This is a genomic window from Mesorhizobium sp. (assembly GCF_004962245.1).
Lineage (GTDB): Bacteria > Pseudomonadota > Alphaproteobacteria > Rhizobiales > Rhizobiaceae > Mesorhizobium.
Genome location: NZ_SUHQ01000002.1, coordinates 36984 through 57112 on the forward strand (window position 1 = coordinate 36984; position 20129 = coordinate 57112).

The following is a 20129-nucleotide window of genomic DNA, read 5'->3' on the forward strand; positions in this document are numbered from 1 at the left end:
GGGCTCCGCCAGTGGGCATCCGAGATCGACGTCGATTTCGAGGATGAGACGCGCGAAGCGCTGCGATGTCACTCCGCCAAGACACCGCATGCGGCGGCGCTGACCGCCAACGTCCGCACAGGCTCAGCGGATCTCACCGCGAAACACCGCCGCGTGGCGCCGGCGAAAATCGGCGAATGAGGTCGGCCGAACGCCAAAAGTCTCGTGCGTCGCCAGACAGACCCTCGATTGCGGCCGCTTGCGACGTTCCGCCACCTGCTCGTCAAGCGCATCGCCCGCGCCGCTCGAACGGCCGCCTCCGCCTCTGCCCTGCCGGTAGATCGTCTCGCCGCGCTTGGCCAACCGCAGGTCTACACGATCCCCGCAAACTGTCGCATTCGACCTGCGGCAGGCCTGATCCCGCCTGGATCAGGCCTTGTTGGATCACGTCTTGGTCCTGAAGCGCGCCGCTTCTTCCGAACCGCCTGTGGCGTCGCCCGCGCTATAGGAATGCGCGCCGGCGCCGGCCAGCTTGCCGCCATCGACGATCAGGTAGTCTTCGCGGATCGGCCGCCCTTCGAACCAGCATTCCAGGATTTCGCGCGTGCCTGCCGCGTAGCGCGCCTGGGCGGAGAGTGACGATCCCGAGATATGCGGCGTCATGCCGTGATGCGGCATCGATCGCCACGGATGGTCCTTGGGGGCCGGCTGCGGGAACCAGACGTCGCCGGCATAGCCCGCGAGCTGGCCGCTCTCCAGCGCGCGGGCGACGGCGTCACGATTGCAGATCTTGCCGCGCGCCGTGTTCACCAGATAGGCGCCGCGTTTCATCCTGGCGATCATCGCCTCGTCGAACAGGTTCTCCGTCTCCGGATGCAGAGGTGCGTTGATCGTCACCACGTCGCAGACGCCGACCATCGATGCGGGGTCTGGGTGGAAGGTGACGCCGAGATCCTTTTCGACCGCCTCGGGCAGGCGGTGACGGTCGGTGTAGTGCAGCTTGACGTCGAATGGCCGCAGCCGGCGCAGCACGGCGCTGCCGATGCGGCCGGCGCCGACGGTTCCGATCTGCATCCCCTCGACATCGTAGGAGCGCGCGACGCAGTCGGCGATATTCCAGCCGCCCTTGATGACCCACTGGTAGGAAGGGATGTAGTTTCGTACCAGCGCCAGGATCATCATCACCACATGCTCGGACACGCTTATCGAGTTGCAGTAGGTCACCTCGGCGACGGTGATGCCGCGGTCCATCGCGGCCTGCAGATCGACATGGTCGGAGCCGATGCCGGCGGTGATCGCAAGCTTCAATTTGTTTGCCTTGGCTATCCGTTCCCTGGTCAGATATGCCGGCCAGAACGGCTGCGAGATGACGATTTCGGCGTCACCGAGCTCGCGTTCGAAAACGCTGTCGGGACCGTCCTTGTCCGCGGTCACGACCAGGCTGTGCCCGGCACTCTCGAGAAATGGCCTCAGGCCGAGCTCGCCAGACACGGAGCCGAGCAGAACCCCCGGTTCGAAGTCGATGGCCTTCGGCGTGGGGAGCGTCTGGCCGCCGGGATAGCGGTTGAGCTTCGGCAGCCCATCCCGCGCATAATTTGACGGGTAACCGTCGACCGGATCGTCATAGAGGACGCAAACGACCTTTGCCATTTTGATCTCCCTTCGTCTCACAACGATGAGGAAGACGCTCGATTGTCGGCGCCCGCCCAAAAACGAACGGGCGGCCATTCTGGTTTGTCGGAGGCCAGCAACTCCTGGCGCTTCCTCGTTTCGAAAGTTGCGCGCTATGGCGAACTAGATGGAGGAGCCGGACGTGGTTTCAAGTCCGGCGGGAGACGGCCGAACGGCCAGGCGGCAGTGGCGCCGCCCAGCCTGATCGCCTACTGGCTTGGGGCGGCTGTCGGGTCGCACGACACGTTCGGGTTCATGTCGGCGAAAGTGCCGGTCGGGTTGCCCTTCCAGGCCCAGACATGCGTTTCGTAGAAAGCACCCAGGCCGTAGCGATTGGGCGCGCTCCTGCCCTGGGCAGGCCGGAGCGGCAGCGTGTCAACTCGACTCCCGGCCCCGCCGCCGCTAACAGTCCCAAGCGATTGACTTTGCACGGGCGACGGTTTGGGATGCTCGACCTTGATCTCCTGGCCCTGGGCGGGCTGCTGCTGACGCCAGGACCAACCAACATCCTGCTGGCCTTTTCGGCCATTTCGTCCGGGGTGCGGCGCACGGTTCCGATACTGAGCGCGGCCGTCATTGCCTATCTGGCGGTTATCTTGGCGGTTGCAGCGTTGGCCGCCTCGATCGCGACAGGCAGCCAGTTCGAAATCCGGACCGTCCTGAGGGCCTGTGCAGTCCTGTGGCTGCTTTGGCTGGCCCACAGCGTCTGGACAAGGAATGATGACGGCCTCGATGTCCGGCTGGTGACGGCGAGGCATGTTTTCGTCACCACGCTGATCAATCCCAAGGCAATGATCGTCGCGCTGCTCGTTCAGAGCGAAGGCATGACAGTCTGGTTTCTGGTCGAGATCGCCGCGCTTGTCTGCCTGACCGGGGCGGCCTGGGTCGTCGTCGGGTTTGTGGTTCGCCGCAGCGGCTCCGGCCTTCTCAGCCAGCGGTCGCTGCGACGAGCGAGCGCCATCTGCCTCGCCGGCTTCGGGATCCTGCTTGCGGGCGCCAACCTTTAGGCTGCCCGGCGGCTAGGTTCACTTCCTCCCTTGCGGGTAGACCGTCTCGCCGCGCTTCAGCATCTCGACAAACGCCGCGATCTTCTTCTTGCGTCCGGCCTCGGTCTTCATGTTGTGGGTGCGGAAGGCGAGCGCGAAACGGTTCTGCGCGCTGAGCGTTGCCAGCATCGCCTTGGCCTTGGGCTCGGCATCGATGGCGGCCTGTAAATCCCCGGGGATTTTCATGTCCTTGCCGCTTCCATAGGCGCGCGCCCAGCGCCCGTCGGCCTTGGCCGCCTCGACCTGTTTTAGCCCATGCCTGGTCATCCGGCCCTCCTCGATCAGCCGGGCGACGTTGGCGACGTTGATCTGGCTCCAGATGCTCTTCCTGCCGCGCGGCGTGTAGCGCTGCAAATAGCTCTTGTCGTCGAGCCCCTTGCGCACCGCGTCGATCCAGCCCCAGCACAGCACGACGTCGATCGCCTCCTTGGGCGTGATCGAAGCCAGCCCCGAACCGGCCTTGTGGATCTTGATCCAGACTTCGGTTTCCGTGTCGTGGTGCTTGCCGAGCCAGGTGTAGAAGCTTTCGGCATCCCTGAATTCGTGCACTTTTTCAGGATCGACCTTGACCGGCGCCATCAGCGGGTTCGCCTTTCCGCATGGGTAACGCCAAGCGTTCGCCGATCGGGTATCTCAGTCATCGTTCCCGCCTGCGCAGCCGTCATCTTGTCTGGATGAAGCAAGGGCGGGAAATCGTCAACAGATGGAGATGGTTGTGGCTGCCAGTCCGATCCCCCTTCCCTCGGCCGCTGGCACCCATGGCGGTTCATCCCGTCGTGATGTAGGAACCTCCCTGGCGGAACCGGCCAGGTGCGGTTCTGGACGCCACGGCTACAACGGGGGTATGTTGCCATGCGAGCGATGCTGTTCGGTCTTGCCCTGCTGTTGCCGACCACGGCCCTCGCGGAACCGATCGAAACCCAGAAGATCATCACGGCGGCCACCGGCGACTGGAACGGCGATGGCGCCACCGATCTGGCGATGATCGTCGAGACCGAGCCCAGCAACCCGATGGACATGCATTTCTTTCTCAGGGATCGCGAGCATAACTTTCTGCGGCCTGCGGGCATCGTGCGAGAGCAGATCACCGGCGAGTGGAACGGTTACGACCGGCCGGGCTACGAGGCCTCCGACACCGAGCCGGAACTGACCGCGCTGCCGAACGGCTCGATCAAGCTATACTTGCCGGCAATGCCGGTCGGCAGCAAACGGACCAACCAGACGCTGACGCTCGCATACCGCAACGATGCCTTCATCGTCGCCGGCTTTGCCTATGATTATCACGATTACCTTGAGGACAATGTCGCAAGCGACTGCGACTACAATGTTTTGACCGGCAAGGGCAAAAGCAGCAAGATGCAGCCGGATGGCACCACCGAGCGCGCAACCGTGTCTGTCGAAGGGAAAACCATCCCCTTCTCGGAGTGGAACCCCGGAACCGGCTTCAGCGCTTGCGGCGAGTAATCGTCGAAGAGTGGCTAAAGCCGGGCGACACTCGATCTCGCCCCTTGCAGCGGGAGATTGGCCGCTTCAACGCTATCGCCCAATCACTGCAGCTGCGGTTTCTTGAGAAAGCTGTTGCGATCGGCCGACTTCACGCGCAGCCACGTCTCGCGGCCGTCGCGCACCACCCGCAACGGGATCTCCGCGCCTGCCGGATTCTGCCACAGCTTGCGGTAGAAATCGGCCAGCCCGTCGACCTCGCCGTCGCGCACATCCGAGATGATGTCGCCCTGGCGCAGGCCGGCTTCGGCGGCCGGGCTGCCTTCGGCGACGCTCATCACCACGACCTCGCCATTGCTCTCGGCGGAGAAGGCTCCAAGCCACGGGCGCGGCGGCTTGGCGACCTGGCCGCGCGTCAGCAGATCGTCGAGAATGGGCGGCAGAAGGTCGATCGGCACCACCATGTTGATGTCGGCGATCTCACCGGCGCGGCTCATCTGCAGGCGCAGCGAACCGATGCCGAGCAGCCTGCCGTCCTGCCCGATGAGGGCCGCACCGCCCCATGACGGATGGGCCGGGGCGGTGAAGATCGCCTCGTCCAGCAGATACTCCCAATAGCCGGCGAATTCCTGCTTGGTGACGATGTGCGCCCTGACCGACTGGCCGATGCCGTCGGCGAGCACGACGGGATCTCCGGCCATCGCCTTGGCCGCGTCGCCGAAAGCCACGGCGGGCAGGCCGAGCGGAGCCAGCGCCTGCAGCAGGCCGAAGCCCGATTCCTGGTCGTAGGCGAGCGCGTGCGCGGGAACCACGTGCCCGTTGTGATCGGTCAGCCAGACTTCTTCCGCCTCGGTGATGAGATAGCCGATGGTGAGCACCAGCCCGTCGTCGCGAATGACCACACCGCTGCCTTCCCGGCTCGTGCCCAGCGCGTTCGCGGTGAAGGCGTCGTCGGGGATCGAGGCGCGCACCGCCACGATGGACCGCAAAATCGTATCGATGGTCATGCTTTCAATCCTGGCAATGTTCATGACGGCCGGCGAAGGCCCGATGTCTTCTATAGGTATGGCGGGTAAGGCGAGGCGCAAGGGCATCGGTGATCCTCCTCCCCGTGGGAGAAGGTGGGCGCGACATCGACAATAGTTCAACACAAGTTGAACTTTCTGCGGCCCGCACTACCTGTACCCCGCACTATCTGTCCCTATGTGTAGATGACCCTGTCCCATGCAAACCCTCGCCGCTATCGCGCAAGCTGATCCTTCCCAAGACCCGCTCACATCAAGAGGCCTCCCGACATGAACCAATACACACCGCCGAAAGTATGGACCTGGAACAAGGCAAACGGCGGCGCCTTCGCCAACATCAACCGCCCGATATCGGGCCCGACGCATGAGAAGGAACTGCCGGTCGGCAAGCATCCGCTGCAGCTCTATTCGCTGGCGACGCCCAACGGCGTCAAGGTGACGATCATGCTGGAGGAACTGCTGGCACGAGGCCACAAGGGCGCCGAATACGACGCCTGGCTGATCAGGATCAACGACGGCGACCAGTTCGGCAGCGGCTTCGTCGAGGTCAATCCCAACTCCAAGATCCCGGCGCTGATGGATCACAGCGGGCCAAAGCCGATCCGCGTCTTCGAGTCCGGTTCGATCCTGCTCTATCTGGCCGAAAAGTTTGGCGAATTCCTGCCGACCGAGACGGCGGCGCGCACCGAGACCCTGTCATGGCTGTTCTGGCAGATGGGCTCGGCGCCCTATCTCGGCGGCGGCTTCGGCCATTTCTACGCCTACGCGCCGGAAAAGATCGAGTATGCCATCGACCGCTTCGCCATGGAGACGAAGCGCCAGATGGACGTGCTCGACCGGCGCCTGGCGACAAGCGAATATCTGGGCGGCGACGACTACACGATTGCCGATATGGCGGTGTGGCCCTGGTATGGCGGGCTGGCCAAGGGCCGCATGTACAACGACGCCGGCGAGTTCCTGTCGGTGCAGGAATACAAACACGTGCAGCGCTGGGCCGACGCGATCGACGCACGGCCGGCGGTGCAACGCGGGCGCATGGTCAACCGCGCTTTCGGCGAGCCCGCGATGCAGCTGCACGAACGCCACGACGCCAGCGATTTCGACACCAACACGCAGGACAAGCTGGCGGCGGAGTGAGCGGCATTGGCCAGACGCGTGGCGCCGGAGGGTTCCGGCGCCTACGCTTCCAGGGAGCGCATGTTCAGACGCCTCAAGGATTTCCGCCGCATCGCCACCCGAACCTGACGATCGTTCACAACGCCTTCCTCATCCGCAATAGCGGCACGTCCGCTCCGCCTCTGGCGTCGACGACGTCCTCGATCGCTTGATAGCCGCAGGCTCGATAGAGCGGTTCGCCGGCCATCGTAGCCATGAGCTCGACATGGGTGAAGCGCTCGGCGCGGGCGGCATCCTCGCACAGCGTGAGGATCAGGCGCCCTACCCCTCGGCGGGTGAAGCTTGGATGCGTATACATGGCACGCACGCGGGCGGCGTCGTGCGCGGGGTCGAGCAGCGCAGCATCGCGCCCGGATGAACGGTCGCCTCCATAGAGGGTTGCCCGCCGGCTCCATCCGCCGCAACCGACCAAGACGCCATTCTGCTCCACGACAAAATACGTTCCATCGTCGATGAGCTGCGTATCCAGCCCCATGATTGCTCTGCTCGAGTCGATCTGTTCCTGCGTGAGGAAAGGCTTCTGAAGCTCGCCAATGGCCGCATTCATCAGTACAGCCAGCGCCGGCATATCGGCACGTGTCGCCACCCGATGGTCTAAGTTGATCCCCGGCATTGTCCGGCAGGTCCAGTGCAAAGCCCTATAAAATTAGCACCAAGTCGGAACGATAGGAAGAAACACACCTATGGTATGGCCGGAGTCGAAGCTTTGCTCTTCGCCGCCGCCTGACGCCCCGTTAGGAGTCTGGGCCCATGGTCTACGGCGGATATCCAGAGCCGGTCAATGTCGGCGAGATGCGTCTCGTCGATCTCGTCGAGATGGTTCCAGTACATTCCGTCCTCGTAGAAATAGCCGAGATCCTGCTCGATCGCCTCGGCTTTCTCCGCCTTGTCGAACTGGATGCCGGCAAGGATCTCGGTTTTCATGTCGGCAATTCTCGAAGGCGAAAGGCCGGTCAGTTCATCGAATGTCAGCCTCGGAAAGACCAGCCGGCTGCGCGGCAGGTTGGACAGGTTGATGCACAGGCAATCCCGCTTCAGCGCCTGGACCAGCAGGCGGGCGGACTTGGCCTCGAGGTCGCGCAGCGTCACATCGTTGCGCAGCGGGTCGGCACGGCCGATGCCGTAGAAATGCGTCTTGCCGGGCTGGTCGTAGATCATGTCGCAGCCCAGGAACGCCAGGACATCGGGCTTCTGGCTGTGGATCGTCCAGTAGGCCGCCGTCATCGCCATCGTGCCGCCGGCATAGACGAAGCCGCCGAAGGCGTTCTGGGCCGGCACGTAGTGCTCGGCGCTGAATATCTGGGCCTGCTGAAGGGTTTCGTCCCGGGGCAGCCGGTCCGGCGGGAAATCGCCGGCATGGACGAGAAGATCCCAGTCGGGGCGCACGCGCCAGGCGTTGTTGATGGCGACGATCTTGCTGAAGGCGTGCTTCGGCCAGGCCTCGCAGCGTACCACATCGGGCGCGCTGCCGAGCAGCAGGATCACGCGCGACGATCCGGGATCGTCGAAGGCCATGGCACGCCTCTTCAATCGATCAGCCTTTTCATGCGATGGACCCCTCGTCATCGATCGACGTGACGAGCATTCATCTCGCCTCCGGCCAGATCGCACAAGCGGCGAGCGCCCTTCCCGCCCGGCGGATCCGTCGAGCCTGTTGCACGAGCGCCACGATTGCCGCGAGACCAGAACGCAAGGGAGAGGCGACCGACGCCTTGGAGTCGGGATTGCACAAGCCGCAGGCAGGCTTCCGCGCTGCCTAATTCCTGGCTTATGGATCAGGAGGTGTATGTTAGTTGGCTAAAGTAACGGAACGTCCAATGCACATTCCCAGAACCGAACATGTCCGGCCTGCACCGTGATGTCATGGTCTGGGTCGGACACCGCCTCGATGCCCTGGCCGACCCACACTCACGGACCGCGGACTTGCCTCTGCGTCTTCCGCCCCGGCTCCATAGATCAGCCGGACGACGAATACAAAATATCCGACCTGCAGAACGATCAAGGTAACAATCGTCCAGGCCAGCGCCTTCCAGATCGAACCCGTCGTCAAAAAAGTCGAGAGCGCCACGATGGATGACGCGGTGGCCATTCCCACCAGGAACTGTGGAAAATTCATCATCTTTTCGGCCGTCCCGGAACTGACAACAGCCGAGACGACTCCCTGCCCATTTACCCCAGACCAACGGTTTCACCCTTTCGATGGTTGCGCAAGTGCCAAATCGATTAGAGGTGTACGCATGCTTAATGCAGTCTCTGGTTGAGGGTTTCCCGGCTGCCGCCGGCCCGCTCAAAATGGCGAAATCCATGGCGAAAGGACTTGACCCGAGGCCGCTGCGCAGCCGAGGTCGGCTTCGGACCGCGTCGGCGCTCGCCACATGCGCAATGCCCTTCCGATCACGTTCGACCCGCCGGCCAATGAACCTTATTCGGGCGAAGGCACAGGCGGTTTGTTCGTCATGGTGGCACCGAAGGCAGCGGCTATGACGGCGGCTACCCCCAGGCATTGCAGCCCGGTCAGGATCTCGTGCAGGAACAGGAACCCCGCAAGCGCGCCCAGCGCCGGCTCCAGGCAGGTCAGCGTGCCGTAGAGCCTGGCGGGCATTCTGGTCAGCGCCATCATCTCCAGCCAGAACGGCAGGGCGCTGGAAAACAGCCCGACCAGCAGGGCGGCGGCCAGGATCGACGGCGCGACCAGTGCCGGCCCCGCCTCGGCCACGCCGAACGGCAGCGCGAGCACTGCGGCGATTGCCATGCCGTAAGCCGTGGTCTGGCCGCCGAGTTCCGCGCCCGCCTTCTGGGCGAACACGATGTAGAGCGCCCAGCAGCCGCCGGCCGCCAGAGCCAGCATCACGCCGGCCGGATCGAGCGCCTCGGGCGAATGGACGAGGGGCGACAACAAAACGATACCGGCGATGGCGAGCGCCACCCAGGCGAAGTCGCTGCCGCGCCGGGACGACAGCGTCGCGACCAGGAGCGGACCGGAGAATTCGAGTGCCACCGCGATGCCGAGCGGGATCGTCTTGAGCGCCGCATAGAACAAAAGGTTCAGCGCGGCGAGCGTCACCCCATAGGCGATCAGCCATGGCCAGACGGCTTTGGACGGCCGCACCCGCCAGGGCCGCAGCACCGCCGCCAGCATCAGCGCGCCGACGACCAGCCGCAGCACCGTCGTGCCCTGCGCGCCGACCAGCGGAAACAGGCCCTTGGCGAAGGTCGCGCCGATCTGGATCGACACCATGGCGCCGAGCAGCGCCGCGATGGGCAGGGGCGCGGTTTCGGGACGGTTGGCAACCGGCGTCGACGTCACTGTGATTGGTCCTCCACTGCCGGCGGGCTATGCGCGACGGCATGGGGCGGAGATAGGACCAATGGGCTTGCCTGTCGTGAGGCAGCGAGAGGTGGTTGGGTGGGGCAAGGGGGCGAGCGATAGAAGGCGCGTGGCGCCTCCGCTATCGTGACGCCGTCCGAGGAATGCAATGGCGCAAAGTAAATGCCGAACTGTAGTGTTCCTTCCCACCCCCCTCTGTCCTGCCGGACATCTCCCCCGCAAGGGGGGAGATTGGATGTCACTTCGGCTTTCGCCAATTCGCCAGCGGTGCAAAATCAGCGGGGCACTAAGGCTGCCGATCTCCCCCCTTGCGGGGGAGATGGCCGGCAGGCCAGAGGGGGGTGCTGTCCCGCCGGCGTCAAAAGTCTGCTACAGGCGCAACACTGCCGCTCAGGCCGACAGGGCGGCCAATGGCCTTGCGCTCTTGTTGGGGATCTGGATGTCGATCTCCAGCGTCGACATCGTCTCGCCGCGATCCATCGAGACCTGCAGAAAATCCTGGTCGATCTGCACATGCCTGGCGATGACGGCCATGATCTCCTCGCGCAGCACCGAGACGAGATCGGGCTGGCTGCGGTTGCGGCGCTCATAGGCGAGCAGCACCTGCAGCCGCTCGCGCGCCACCGGCGCGCTGCCGCGCCGCTTGAAGAGGTCGAACAGGTTCATGCTGCCCTCCTTCCCAAAAGCCGGTCGAGGAAACCCTTGCGCTCGAACGGCACAACGACAGGCAGCTCCTCGCCCTCGAGCCGCCTAGCGGCATCGATGTAGGCGCGGGCGGCCGGGTTCAGGGGATCGCTGAGCGTGACCGGCGAACCGAGGTTGGAGGCCCTGAGCACGTCCTGGCTCTCGGGAATGATGCCGAGCAGCGGCGTCGACAGGATTTCCAGCACGTCGTCGATCGACAGCATTTCGCCGCGCGCCGCGCGCGCCGCGTCGTAGCGGGTGACCAGCACGTGCTTGGCGATCTGCTCGCCCTGTTCGGCCTTGACGGTCCTGGCGTCGAGCAGGCCGATGATGCGATCGGAATCGCGCACCGAGCTGACTTCCGGGTTGGTGACGATGACCGCCTCGTCGGCAAAGCGCATGGCGAGTTGCGCGCCGCGCTCGATGCCGGCCGGGCTGTCGCAGAAGACGTAGTCGAACACCGAGCGCAGCTTGTCGATCACCTCGCCGACGCCCTCCTCGGTCAGCGCATCCTTGTCGCGCGTCTGCGAGGCCGGCAGCAGGAACAGCGTCTCGACCCGCTTGTCGCGGATCAGCGCCTGCGACAGCTTGGCCGTTCCCTGGATGACGTTGACCAGGTCGAACACGACCCGCCGCTCGGCGCCCATGATCAGATCGAGGTTCCTTAAGCCGACGTCGAAATCGACCAGGGCCACCTTCTTGCCGGTCCTTGCGACCGCGGCACCAAGGGCGGCAGTCGAGGTCGTCTTGCCGACGCCCCCCTTGCCCGAGGTGACCACCACTACCTTGCCCATATATGCCTCCATTATTGTTGTTGGGATCGTCAGTTGAACGGCGCGATGCGCAGCGTGTCTTTTTCGAGAAAGGCCTGGACGGCTTTGCCACGCGAGGACGGCTCCATCTCCTCGGCGGTGCAGTACCAGCCGTCGACCGATAAAAGCTCGGCCTCGTTCCTGCGGCAGAAGATGCGCGCCGCCGAATGGCCGAGCACGCCGGCCGACGCGCGCCCGCGCAGCGTGCCGTAGACATGGATGGAGCCGGCGGCGACGATCTCGGAACCGGAGGCGACGGAGCCCAGCACGATGACATCGCCATGCGCGTGGAAGACCGACTGGCCCGAGCGGATCGGCGTCTTGACCATCAGCGTCGCCGGCGCTTCCGGCTGCCTGTCTTCTGGCTGCTTGCCCGGTCCCGCCCTGCTTGCCTCTTCCCGCTTGCCCGTCTCTTCCGCCCCGCTTGCCTCTTCCGGCCTGCCCTTGCCGTCGGCCTGCATGAGCAGCCCGGCGGTGGCCTCCTTGGCGCCGATCAGCACCGGCGGCAGATGGGGCGCAAGCGCCGTGCTGCCGTCGAGCTCGATGGCATAGATGCGGATGCCGCGCAGGCCAAGTTCGGCGACCAGCGCTTCGATCTCGCCGACCTCGGGTTTCAGCGTGTTGAGGTTAAGCACCACCGGCCGGCCGGCAAAATAGCCCGGCGAGTTGCCGATCCAGCGATCGAGGCTCTCCAGCCACGCCGAAAGCGGCGCCTCCGGGGTGAGCGTGAAGGCGACGAAGGAGCGGGCGCGAAAGCGGATGGATTTGGTCTCGACGGGGGCGGCGAAGGTCACGGACAGCGATTCCTTACTGATAGGTAAACGCTAGCCAGCCATGGTTAACGAAAGGTTAATGGAAGGGTATTTGCGACATTCGGAAAAGCCATTGCTGACAGAACCGGCCGCGTCAGCGGCCGAGCGGACCGTGCTGGAAATTGCCTGCCCTTTCCTCGACACCTTGCGGGCTAACTGCCCTTCGCTGCGTCCTCGATCAGTTCCGCTAGCAAGGTAGAGAACCGCTCGTCGGACCTATCCTCTATGTTTCCCACTTCTCTCGCCACGATCCCGGGCGAAGAGACTGACACTTGCCCACTCAGCTGAACGTTGACCGTGAACGTCCTTCTGACTGCCTCCTTCTCCATTCCTCGCTGCCTGTAGACTTTGAACCGAATAGATGGTGTTGACGCTTTGGCCTGGCGGCGTGGCGCGGTGTCCATGTCGACAGTCACCTCGCCCGCCACGTCAGCCTTGGCCGCTTCCAACGACGCAACCACGACGTCGTTTAGCCAGGCCCTGGCTTGCGCGCCGAAGTCCACCACACCTCCCTCAGCCTTCTCATTGCGGACGTGCCCCTCTTGCTCACGGCGAGCTTCCTTCCCGCGCTCAAGGGCTTCTTTGAACTTAGACATCATTGTTTGCCTCCGACTGTAGGCGCATGAGACCAGCCGTCACATCGGCCATGGTCCTCCTAATGGGTAGAACGCACGCAATCGGCATGCGTTGCGTAAGCGGAGCCCGTGGCTCGCCGCTGCGCACGGTAGTATCCTTCTGGGCTGTCGATCGCCGGGGGCGGCGGTGATCGCGGCGCTGTGGTGGTGGCTGGGGTAGCGTGTCAGCAGCCAGCCGGACGGCGCTGGAATTCCCCTGCCCTTTCCCACAAGATGCCTGAACATTCCGGAGGGCTCGACATGTGCAACCTCTACAACATCACCACCAGCCAGGAGGCGATTCGCCAGTGGACCCGCGCCTTGCGCGATATTCTCGGCAATCTCGAGCCATCCATCGACATCTACCCCAACCAACCCGGCCCGGTGGTGCGCAACGCGCCGGACGGCGAGCGCGAGCTGGCCAAGCTGCTGTGGGGCATGCCGACGCCGATCGAGCGGGTGAAGGGCAAGGCCGACTATGGCACCACCAACATCCGCAACCCGCAATACGGCCACTGGCAACAATATCTCGGCGTCGAAAACCGCTGCGTGGTGCCGCTCACGAGCTTCGCCGAGCCCAGCCCAACGCCCGGCGACAAGGACCCGGATACTGGTATCCAGAGGAACTACTGGTTCGCGCTGAACGAGGAGCGACCGCTGTTCTTCTTCGCCGGCCTGTGGACGCGCTGGCAAGGCGTGCGCAAGGTCAAGGACGGGCCCGGCGACTTCGAACTCTACGGCTTCCTGACCACCAAACCGAACGCCCTGATCGCGCCGATCCACGAGAAGGCCATGCCGGTCATCCTGACCACGCAGGAGGAAACCGAGACCTGGCTGACCGCGCCGTGGTCGGAGGCGAGGCACCTGCAGCGCACGGCACCGGACGACGCACTGGTGATCGTCGACAAGCCGGCCACCCAGATCAAATTTCCGCCACAGGCGCCGCCAGCGCCGGCGCAGGGCTCGCTGTTCTAGAGTTTGAACTTCTGCAGCACCCAGATGTAGCCCTTCGGCGGATGGTCCTGGTCGATGAACTGCGTCTTCACCTTCGTGTCCTTGCGACTGCACTGCTTGCACCTGAACCGGATGGCCTCCAGCGGCTTGTTCCAGCCCACCACCTGAGCGACATCGTTCGCCCTGAAGCGTCCGACATGGTAGCAGTGGCCGCACTCCACGATGAGCAGCATATTGGCCTTCGCGGCACGTCCAACACTGTCCATCGGCCCGGCCATGGCTCATTTCCGGCTGGAATAATCCTCGGGGAGCGGCAACAGGCCGAGCCCTGCCGCGCGGAAATCGGGCTCCTTCTCCGCTACGGTCGCCATCACGGCATGCAGCTTGTCGACCAGCCCGCTCAGCTGCCAGAACAGTTCACCATTTGCCTTCAGGTGCAGCTGCGCCGCAAGCACTGTTCCGCGCAGGCGCAGCGCATCGCTGATGATCGCCTCCGCGTCGCGCGTAAACAAGCGATCGTAGCGGCTGTTTCGTCTGCCCATCGCGGCTCTCCCCAGTTTGCGAGCAACCGCCCCACCTGCTGACAAATAGGAAGGCATTCCTCGCCGAGTCAATTCGCTCTTGACATTTTTGTTCCCTATTTGTTCACTATCCCCTAATGAACCATTTGGAGTCATCGCCATGGACCACATTGTGACGCTGGACAGCCGCCAGGAGGCTGCCCTTCAGGCAGTCGCCGACAAGTTCATTGCCCTGCACAAGGGCGATGCGGTGAAGGCACTCAAGGAAATGATCGTGCTCAACGGCTATCTTCAGGAGCGGCTTGATGCGGTGGAGGGCCGGCGCCGGGCCACACGCGAGAGTAGCGAGTACATCCCGACTAGCCGGCACGGCTAGGTCGCAGGAATGGCTTGCGCCGCGGGCTGAAAGATGGATAGTTCCGGCGATGGCGACAACAGACATACTGCGCGGGGCAGACCTGTTCGGAGTGGGCTCCTACACAATACAGGAAGCCGCTCGCCTTGTTCGCACGCCTGCGATCAATGTCTCTCGATGGATGAGGGGCTACAGTTATCGTCGAAAGGGTCAACTGTACGCCAGCCCGCCGCTTTGGCGGACACAATGGCCGACCGGCGACAATGATCCGGTCGAGATCGGATTTCGCGACCTCATTGAGCTAAGGTTCGTAAAGGTCTTCACAGAAGCTGGCGTCGGCCTTCTGGCGATTCGCAACTGTCTTGATTTCGCTCGTCATCTTGTCGCGGACGACCATCCTTTTTCGACCCGTAGATTCCGTACTGACGGCAAGAGCATCTTCTTGGAAAGTGCCAAGCTCGCCAGCGATGAAAAGGAGATGCTCGACCTTAAACGACGCCAGTACGTTTTTGGCCAGATCATTGAGCGCACGTTCAAGGATCTCGATATTGAGGATGACGCGGTCGCTCGTTGGCGTCCTTTCAATGGCAAAGACTCTATCGTGATCGACCCTAATCGATCATTCGGACAACCAATTGCGGCGGACTCCGGCGTGCCCACAATTGTTCTAGCCCAGGCTGTCGAGGCGGAAGGGAGTCACGAACGGGTCGCTCGACTTTTTGAGGTCTCGCTGGCTGACGTAAAGGACGCGGTGCGCTTTGAAAGCACTCTCGGGACGGTGTGAAGGTCCTGATTGACGAAAACCTTCCTCCTGCGCTGGCAAAAGCGCTTCACGCACTGTTCAACGGCGATCATCAGGTAGTTCATCTTCGTGCTCGGTTCGGGCCGGGTGTGAAGGACCGCGAGTGGATCGAAGAACTTAGCGCTGAGGGAAGATGGATCGTCATATCCGGCGATCGGCGGATCACACGGAATCGTGTCGAATATGCCGCTTTTCGAAACTCCCGGCTCGTAGGATTCTTTTTGTCGAAGGGGTTGTATAAGGCTCCGCTGGTCAAGCAGATGGAACGCATCCTTGCGCTATGGGGCGCGATGGAAACACAGTCGGGAATTGTCGCCGGGGGTGCCATGTTCATGCTGCCAATGAAAAGCACCAAACTGGAGCAGCTAAAGTAGCCGTCGCTGCAGCTAGATTTGTTTCGTGGCAAGCAGGCCCCGAAGCGGACTGTGCGTGTTGAAATGGCCGAGCAGGGGTCTTGGCACTTCTCTCTCGAAGGTCTCGAAGCTACGCAATTTAGGGGAGGTTTTCAGGCGCCCGCGCGCAAGGCGCCCCCCCAACCCCCGCCTACTCGCACTGCCTGCGCGGGCCGCCGGAGTAAGGCTGGTAGCTGTTGTCTTCCGGCCGGTAGGAGCGGTAGCGGCTGAAGCAATATTGTATGTGGTCGGGCGAAACCCAGGCGCCGCCGGTTTCTTCCGACGGGACGTCGCCATCCATTGGCCAGGCGTCGCTCGCCTCGACATAGCTGGCGGCGGGGAGCGGCGAGATGCGGTCGGCAGCGCCGGCCTCGAAGTAGGGCGAGATGCAGGGGCGCTGTTGTCCGCTGTAGGATGTGTAATGGTCGTCGCTTGGCCTGTAGGAGCGGTAGTGGCTTGCGCACCATTCCACATGGGCGGCAGGCACCGCCCGCTGCTCGTCCGCCGGCGGCTGGATAGAGCCGGTGACGATGGGCGCCGAAGCCGCGGCATCGGCAGGTTTCGAGGTGCGATCAACCGGGCGGGCGGGAAGGCGCTCAAGACGCTGCGAAGCAGGGTTTACCCTCCGCGGCTCCCTGGTCCATAGTTCGGCGACGCTGGAGGTCGGGGCGACCTGGCGCACCGGCTCGGCGGTCAGCAGCCAGGTGGCGAAGGCCAGTCCGCTGGCGAACACCGCAAGCGTCAGCCCGAAGCCGCCAAGTACCGCCAATAGAGCTTTCACCTTGCGCTCCTTTGCCCCGTCATCTCTAAAATGCGAGGCATTGGATCCGGTTCCAACTTGCGCGCGGCTGGAGCTTCCGCGCTCGGGAGGGTTTCGTTTCTCGAAGACCCCTCTCCGTCTCGGCTTCGCCGAGCCACCTCTCCCCGCTCCGCGGGGCGAGGAACCCAAGCTTTCAAAGGTCGCCGACAATCTCCCTATACGCCCTCACCTCGCCATCCTGCCCGCGAATCCGCCAGGTCTCCTCCTCCCGCCCTTCGACATGGCACGGCCCAATCGGCACCTTGCCGCCGCCGTCCGGCAGGTCCAGCACGTAGACGGGATTGCAGATGCCCGACAGCCGCGCGCGCAGGGCGCTGGCCAGCGCCTGTCCCTCAGCGATCGTGGTGCGCCGGTGCGCCATGCCGCGCGCGAGGTCGCCATGGTGCAGGTAATAGGGTTTGACGCCGAGGCGGTACATCAGCTCGCGGCACAGTTCCTCCAGCACCTCGACCGTGTCGTTGACGCCTTTCAGCAAAACGCTCTGGTTCAGCAGCACGAAGCCGCCTTGCCGCAAAGTGCGGCAGGCCGCTTCGGTCGCCGGCGTGATCTCCCGCGCGTGGTTGAAATGGGTGACGACCGTGACCATCAGCCGGCCCTGCAGGGAGCGGACCAGCCCTGGCGTGATGCGCGAAGGCAGAGCGACAGGCACGCGCGTGTGGATGCGCAAGAGCCGCACATGCGGAACCGCCTCGATGCGGGCGCGGATTTCCGCCAGGGCCTTGTCCGGCAGCGACAGCGGGTCGCCGCCGGTGAGGATCACCTCGCGGATTTCCGGATGGGCCTCGATGTAGGCGAAGGCCGGCTCCAGCGCCTCGCGCGTATAGCCGCGCCCGATCGAGGTCAGCGATTCCTTGCGAAAGCAGAACCGGCAATAGACAGCGCATTGATAAGTCGGGAACAGCAGGACCCTGTCCGCATGGCGGTGCGTCAATCGCGGCACCGGGCTGAAGGCATGGTCGGCGATCGGATCGTCGAGTTCGCCTTCCTGCTCAGCCAGTTCGTCGGGTGAAGGGATGACCTGCGCCCGGATGGGATCGGCGGGGTCGCTCCAGTCGATCAGGTCGAGATAGGTTTTTGGGATGCGAACCTTGTGGCGCGTGGCGGCAGCTTGAGCCGCCGCGCGCTCGGCCGGCGACAGCGGCAGGGAAGTGAGATCACGCACATGCCGCACGCCCGCGCGGACATCGTCCTGCCACGCGGCGTCCTCGCGGGCGCGCCCGTCATCGGCCGCATCGATGCTGGCGTCGGGGACAGCCATACTGGCGTCTGGGATGTCGAGATGTGAGGTCATCGAAGGGCTCCTTGAACGCGCTGGATACAGCATTGGAGCCAGGGGTTGAAGCAGCTTCAGCGCCGCGACCTGCTGTGCCTTGCACCGTCAGCGCCCGCGTGATCTCCCGCGCGCCCATCCGGCTTCATGATGATCTCGCGATGCGGATAGGGGATGCTAATGCCGTTTTCCCTGAATGTGTCCCACAGCGCCAGCAGCACCTTTCCGCGCACGTTGGTCAGGCCTTGCTGGGGGTCGTGGATCCAGAAGCGCAGGACGAAATCGAGTGAGGAGTCGCCGAACTCCGTGAGCCAGCAGACCGGCCGCCGGTCGGCTTCGACCCGGCCGACGCTCATGGCGGCCGCTATCGCCAGCTCGCTGACCTTGTGCGGGTCGGCGTCGTAGGAGACGCCGAAATTCACGTCGAGCCGCACGAGGTTGTCGCTGAACGACCAGTTGATGACCCTTTGGGTGATGAAATCCTCGTTCGGGATCAGGTATTCGCGGCCGTCGCGCGTCACCACCGAGACGAACCGCGCCCGCAATTCGCGTACCCAGCCGAAGGTGCCTTCGAGCGAAATGGTGTCGCCCGGCTTGATCGACTTGTCGAGAAGGATGATGACGCCGGAGACGAAATTTGAAACAACCTTCTGCAGCCCGAAAGCCAGGCCGACGCCGACGGCGCCGGAGAATATCGTCAGGGCCGTCAGGTCGACACCGACGGCAGACAGGGCGATGGCACCCGCCACCAGCACAAGGCCGACCTTTGCCACCTTGCCGACGAGGACGCGGATCGAGGGCGTCAGCTCTTCGGAGATCCGGACGCGCTCGTCGATATACTTGCCGACGACCACCGCAAGCCAAACCGTGGCGACCAGCAGCAGCGCCGCTTTCAGCACCGTGAGCGCCGACAGGCGCACCGCGCCCAAAGGTATTGCGAGGCTGTCCAGGAAAGTCGCGGTGTCGTCGTCGATGCCCAGGATGACAAGGGCCGCATAGATCCAGGTCAGCCAGGCGAGGGTCCGCGCGACGAAGCGGTTGCGGATGATGCGCGACAGCACCGACGCGAACAGCCATGCGAGGGATAGCGAGAGGGCGATGTAGATGAAATGGCTCCGGCTTGGCCAGGTGACGGCGCGCATGAGAACGAGCGCGGCAAGCAGGAAGAGCGTGAACAGGATCCAGTCGGTGCGCCGCAACAGGGCGACGACGACCCTCAGCAGTCCGGGATGCCCCTTGATCTGGCGTGCCCGGTCCTCCACGAGCGGCTCGATGCGCTGCGCCGCGAGCTTCGCGACGAGGAAGAGCACGACGATGATTGCGGCCTGATAGAAAAACCACGGCGAGGCGGCGTAGTCGAGCCATCGGCTGGCCCAGGCCAGCGATTCATCGATGGCGTTGCGAAAATCCATTTCCACACGACCGTTATGGACTGGCGAACAGCAACTCGCCATCCACAATGTCGCCGGCCCTGTGAATGGTCAAGCCGACCATCAAGACGCCTCCGCCTTGCGCCTCAGCCCCGCAGTCCCTAGCGCCTCCTGCGCCCGACACCTCAGGCACAGCCGCCACCACAGGTGTGGGTGCCCTCTGGCGTCAGTTCAGCGTCCGGTTGAGAGCGCGGCCAGGGAAGCGGCCAGCCGGAAACATCCATTGATCCGCCGCTGAAGATAGCTAACGCAAAACATTAGCTTGCTCTTACATTAGCTTGAGCGTATATAAATAAATGGCCGGTGATCTACCCCTCCAACCGGTCAGGCTCGGCGCCAGTTCCTCCCCCCTCAGGCTACGACGCCGGGCCGCTCGGGGTTCCGCCCGATCCGGGACGTGCTTTTTAAAGTGTCCCCACTGTTCCCTGTCGCGACAGTTGATGTCGGCCTTTCCGTCGCCGACCACGGTCGCTAATCTCGGGTCGCGAAAAGGCTGGAGAAGAGGGAATGGCAAGTGATTTGTCGCCAAGGCTTTTGGCGATCGTCGACGCGCTGCCGTTGCGGCAGGGCATGCGGGTGCTGGAGATCGGCTGCGGGCCGGGTGCTGCGGCGCGCGAGATCGCGCGCCGGCTTGGCGACGGCCACGTGCTGGCGATCGACCGCTCGGCCAAGGCCATCGCGCAGGCCAGGGCCGCTTCGCACGCCGAGCTTGCGGCAGGCCGGCTGAGCCTTCGCCAGGTCGCCATCGAGGACTTCGAGCTGGAGGCGGACGAGAGGCACTTCGACATGGCCATTGCGGTGCGCGTCGGCGCGCTGGACGGGCGCCATCCCGAAGCGGGAAAAATCGCACTGCAACGGCTCGGCGCCGCGTTGACGGCGCAAGGCCGGCTGTTCATCGACGGCGGCGATCCGCTGTGCGAAATTGTTCTGGACGGCTGAGCAGCACCCCTGAGAACGAGCGTTTGGGTGACGCGGAGCGGCGAGCGCCGCTGCCC

Annotated in this window: 24 protein-coding genes; 8 read left to right on the plus strand and 16 right to left on the minus strand. The window is 64.0% G+C overall.

Annotation, left to right across the window (positions count from 1 at the left end; all coding sequences use genetic code 11):
• Positions 1–123: 123 nt before the first annotated feature.
• Together E5X88_RS02065 and E5X88_RS02070 are read right to left on the minus strand one after the other, a co-directional pair.
• Entirely contained in the window at positions 124–342 is a 219-nt protein-coding gene (locus tag E5X88_RS02065) for a hypothetical protein (protein ID WP_292157765.1), read from the minus strand.
• Between the two features lie 81 nt (positions 343–423).
• Positions 424–1629 carry an NAD-dependent formate dehydrogenase gene (locus E5X88_RS02070; RefSeq protein WP_292157767.1) on the minus strand — a complete coding sequence of 402 codons (1206 nt, stop codon included), beginning with the start codon at positions 1627–1629 and terminating at the stop codon, positions 424–426.
• A 467-nt stretch (positions 1630–2096) separates the two neighbouring features.
• Here E5X88_RS02070 and E5X88_RS02075 point away from each other — a divergent pair, with 467 nt between their 5' ends.
• The gene (locus E5X88_RS02075) at positions 2097–2657 is read left to right on the plus strand and encodes a hypothetical protein (RefSeq protein WP_292157769.1); all 561 of its coding nucleotides are present in this window, start codon (positions 2097–2099) and stop codon (positions 2655–2657) included.
• Between the two features lie 18 nt (positions 2658–2675).
• Here the strand turns inward: E5X88_RS02075 and E5X88_RS02080 are convergent, their stop codons facing one another.
• A complete protein-coding gene (locus E5X88_RS02080) occupies positions 2676–3275 on the minus strand; it encodes a YdeI family protein (protein ID WP_292157772.1) in 600 nt (199 codons plus the stop codon).
• 273 nt (positions 3276–3548) lie between these two features.
• Here E5X88_RS02080 and E5X88_RS02085 point away from each other — a divergent pair, with 273 nt between their 5' ends.
• A complete protein-coding gene (locus E5X88_RS02085) occupies positions 3549–4160 on the plus strand; it encodes a hypothetical protein (RefSeq protein WP_292157774.1) in 612 nt (203 codons plus the stop codon).
• 83 nt (positions 4161–4243) lie between these two features.
• Here the strand turns inward: E5X88_RS02085 and E5X88_RS02090 are convergent, their stop codons facing one another.
• Entirely contained in the window at positions 4244–5146 is a 903-nt protein-coding gene (locus E5X88_RS02090) for a S1C family serine protease (protein WP_292157775.1), read from the minus strand.
• 288 nt (positions 5147–5434) lie between these two features.
• Here E5X88_RS02090 and yghU point away from each other — a divergent pair, with 288 nt between their 5' ends.
• On the plus strand, positions 5435–6301 hold the full coding sequence (gene yghU, locus E5X88_RS02095; RefSeq protein WP_292157777.1) for a glutathione-dependent disulfide-bond oxidoreductase: 867 nt from the start codon (positions 5435–5437) through the stop codon (positions 6299–6301).
• 115 nt (positions 6302–6416) lie between these two features.
• On the opposite strand, the gene E5X88_RS02100 is transcribed toward yghU, so the two are convergent.
• From E5X88_RS02100 to E5X88_RS02130, 7 genes are all read right to left on the minus strand, one after another.
• Entirely contained in the window at positions 6417–6908 is a 492-nt protein-coding gene (locus tag E5X88_RS02100; RefSeq protein WP_292157779.1) for a GNAT family N-acetyltransferase, read from the minus strand.
• A gap of 113 nt (positions 6909–7021) precedes the next feature.
• A complete protein-coding gene (locus E5X88_RS02105) occupies positions 7022–7855 on the minus strand; it encodes a hypothetical protein (RefSeq protein ID WP_292157781.1) in 834 nt (277 codons plus the stop codon).
• Between the two features lie 907 nt (positions 7856–8762).
• On the minus strand, positions 8763–9647 hold the full coding sequence (locus E5X88_RS02110) for a DMT family transporter (protein ID WP_292157783.1): 885 nt from the start codon (positions 9645–9647) through the stop codon (positions 8763–8765).
• Between the two features lie 411 nt (positions 9648–10058).
• Entirely contained in the window at positions 10059–10334 is a 276-nt protein-coding gene (gene minE / locus E5X88_RS02115) for a cell division topological specificity factor MinE (protein WP_292157785.1), read from the minus strand.
• Complete coding sequence (gene minD / locus E5X88_RS02120) at positions 10331–11146, minus strand: septum site-determining protein MinD (RefSeq protein WP_292157787.1); 816 nt, start codon at positions 11144–11146, stop codon at positions 10331–10333. Before minD ends, minE begins: the two co-directional genes overlap by 4 nt.
• A 29-nt stretch (positions 11147–11175) precedes the next feature.
• Positions 11176–11958, minus strand: coding sequence for a septum site-determining protein MinC (gene minC, locus E5X88_RS02125; RefSeq protein ID WP_292157789.1), 783 nt, complete (start codon positions 11956–11958; stop codon positions 11176–11178).
• A 170-nt stretch (positions 11959–12128) separates the two neighbouring features.
• Positions 12129–12575: a hypothetical protein gene (locus E5X88_RS02130; protein ID WP_292157791.1), complete on the minus strand. Its 447-nt coding sequence runs from the start codon at positions 12573–12575 to the stop codon at positions 12129–12131.
• 276 nt (positions 12576–12851) lie between these two features.
• Between E5X88_RS02130 and E5X88_RS02135 the strand changes: the two genes are divergently transcribed.
• Entirely contained in the window at positions 12852–13565 is a 714-nt protein-coding gene (locus E5X88_RS02135; protein ID WP_292157793.1) for an SOS response-associated peptidase, read from the plus strand.
• On the opposite strand, the gene E5X88_RS02140 is transcribed toward E5X88_RS02135, so the two are convergent.
• Positions 13562–13822 carry a hypothetical protein gene (locus E5X88_RS02140; protein WP_292157795.1) on the minus strand — a complete coding sequence of 87 codons (261 nt, stop codon included), beginning with the start codon at positions 13820–13822 and terminating at the stop codon, positions 13562–13564. The two genes, E5X88_RS02135 and E5X88_RS02140, sit on opposite strands and share 4 nt — an antisense overlap.
• Positions 13823–13825: 3 nt before the next feature.
• Positions 13826–14086 carry a hypothetical protein gene (locus E5X88_RS02145; RefSeq protein WP_292157797.1) on the minus strand — a complete coding sequence of 87 codons (261 nt, stop codon included), beginning with the start codon at positions 14084–14086 and terminating at the stop codon, positions 13826–13828.
• Between the two features lie 139 nt (positions 14087–14225).
• Here E5X88_RS02145 and E5X88_RS02150 point away from each other — a divergent pair, with 139 nt between their 5' ends.
• The 3 genes from E5X88_RS02150 to E5X88_RS02160 are packed head-to-tail and all read left to right on the plus strand — an operon-like array spanning position 14226 to position 15596.
• Positions 14226–14441 carry a hypothetical protein gene (locus E5X88_RS02150; RefSeq protein WP_292157799.1) on the plus strand — a complete coding sequence of 72 codons (216 nt, stop codon included), beginning with the start codon at positions 14226–14228 and terminating at the stop codon, positions 14439–14441.
• 49 nt (positions 14442–14490) lie between these two features.
• Positions 14491–15204 carry a DUF433 domain-containing protein gene (locus E5X88_RS02155; RefSeq protein WP_292157801.1) on the plus strand — a complete coding sequence of 238 codons (714 nt, stop codon included), beginning with the start codon at positions 14491–14493 and terminating at the stop codon, positions 15202–15204.
• Positions 15201–15596, plus strand: coding sequence for a DUF5615 family PIN-like protein (locus E5X88_RS02160; protein ID WP_292157803.1), 396 nt, complete (start codon positions 15201–15203; stop codon positions 15594–15596). Before E5X88_RS02155 ends, E5X88_RS02160 begins: the two co-directional genes overlap by 4 nt.
• 169 nt (positions 15597–15765) lie before the next feature.
• Here E5X88_RS02160 and E5X88_RS02165 read toward each other — a convergent pair whose 3' ends face one another.
• The 3 genes from E5X88_RS02165 to E5X88_RS02175 form a co-directional block, all read right to left on the minus strand.
• Positions 15766–16395: a BA14K family protein gene (locus E5X88_RS02165; RefSeq protein ID WP_292157805.1), complete on the minus strand. Its 630-nt coding sequence runs from the start codon at positions 16393–16395 to the stop codon at positions 15766–15768.
• 172 nt (positions 16396–16567) lie between these two features.
• Positions 16568–17725 carry a KamA family radical SAM protein gene (locus E5X88_RS02170; protein ID WP_292157807.1) on the minus strand — a complete coding sequence of 386 codons (1158 nt, stop codon included), beginning with the start codon at positions 17723–17725 and terminating at the stop codon, positions 16568–16570.
• Between the two features lie 56 nt (positions 17726–17781).
• Positions 17782–19116, minus strand: a complete 1335-nt coding sequence (locus E5X88_RS02175) for a mechanosensitive ion channel domain-containing protein (RefSeq protein WP_292157809.1) — start codon at positions 19114–19116, stop codon at positions 17782–17784.
• A gap of 525 nt (positions 19117–19641) precedes the next feature.
• On the opposite strand from E5X88_RS02175, the gene E5X88_RS02180 reads away from it, so the two are divergent.
• Complete coding sequence (locus E5X88_RS02180; RefSeq protein ID WP_292157811.1) at positions 19642–20073, plus strand: cyclopropane-fatty-acyl-phospholipid synthase family protein; 432 nt, start codon at positions 19642–19644, stop codon at positions 20071–20073.
• The last annotated feature ends 56 nt before the right edge of the window (positions 20074–20129 follow it).

Excerpts from the sequence above, each read along its gene's own strand:
- E5X88_RS02180 (WP_292157811.1), top strand. The coding sequence starts at position 19,642 with ATGGCAAGTGATTTGTCGCCAAGGCTTTTGGCGATCGTCGACGCGCTG.
- E5X88_RS02130 (WP_292157791.1), bottom strand. The coding sequence starts at position 12,575 with ATGATGTCTAAGTTCAAAGAAGCCCTTGAGCGCGGGAAGGAAGCTCGC.
- E5X88_RS02145 (WP_292157797.1), bottom strand. The coding sequence starts at position 14,086 with ATGGGCAGACGAAACAGCCGCTACGATCGCTTGTTTACGCGCGACGCG.
- E5X88_RS02105 (WP_292157781.1), bottom strand. The coding sequence starts at position 7,855 with ATGGCCTTCGACGATCCCGGATCGTCGCGCGTGATCCTGCTGCTCGGC.
- yghU (WP_292157777.1), top strand. The coding sequence starts at position 5,435 with ATGAACCAATACACACCGCCGAAAGTATGGACCTGGAACAAGGCAAAC.
- E5X88_RS02080 (WP_292157772.1), bottom strand. The coding sequence starts at position 3,275 with ATGGCGCCGGTCAAGGTCGATCCTGAAAAAGTGCACGAATTCAGGGAT.
- minE (WP_292157785.1), bottom strand. The coding sequence starts at position 10,334 with ATGAACCTGTTCGACCTCTTCAAGCGGCGCGGCAGCGCGCCGGTGGCG.
- E5X88_RS02075 (WP_292157769.1), top strand. The coding sequence starts at position 2,097 with ATGCTCGACCTTGATCTCCTGGCCCTGGGCGGGCTGCTGCTGACGCCA.
- E5X88_RS02090 (WP_292157775.1), bottom strand. The coding sequence starts at position 5,146 with ATGACCATCGATACGATTTTGCGGTCCATCGTGGCGGTGCGCGCCTCG.
- E5X88_RS02085 (WP_292157774.1), top strand. The coding sequence starts at position 3,549 with ATGCGAGCGATGCTGTTCGGTCTTGCCCTGCTGTTGCCGACCACGGCC.
- E5X88_RS02175 (WP_292157809.1), bottom strand. The coding sequence starts at position 19,116 with ATGGATTTTCGCAACGCCATCGATGAATCGCTGGCCTGGGCCAGCCGA.
- minD (WP_292157787.1), bottom strand. The coding sequence starts at position 11,146 with ATGGGCAAGGTAGTGGTGGTCACCTCGGGCAAGGGGGGCGTCGGCAAG.
- E5X88_RS02135 (WP_292157793.1), top strand. The coding sequence starts at position 12,852 with ATGTGCAACCTCTACAACATCACCACCAGCCAGGAGGCGATTCGCCAG.
- E5X88_RS02170 (WP_292157807.1), bottom strand. The coding sequence starts at position 17,725 with ATGACCTCACATCTCGACATCCCAGACGCCAGTATGGCTGTCCCCGAC.
- E5X88_RS02070 (WP_292157767.1), bottom strand. The coding sequence starts at position 1,629 with ATGGCAAAGGTCGTTTGCGTCCTCTATGACGATCCGGTCGACGGTTAC.
- E5X88_RS02100 (WP_292157779.1), bottom strand. The coding sequence starts at position 6,908 with ATGCCGGCGCTGGCTGTACTGATGAATGCGGCCATTGGCGAGCTTCAG.
- E5X88_RS02155 (WP_292157801.1), top strand. The coding sequence starts at position 14,491 with ATGGCGACAACAGACATACTGCGCGGGGCAGACCTGTTCGGAGTGGGC.
- E5X88_RS02140 (WP_292157795.1), bottom strand. The coding sequence starts at position 13,822 with ATGGCCGGGCCGATGGACAGTGTTGGACGTGCCGCGAAGGCCAATATG.
- E5X88_RS02150 (WP_292157799.1), top strand. The coding sequence starts at position 14,226 with ATGGACCACATTGTGACGCTGGACAGCCGCCAGGAGGCTGCCCTTCAG.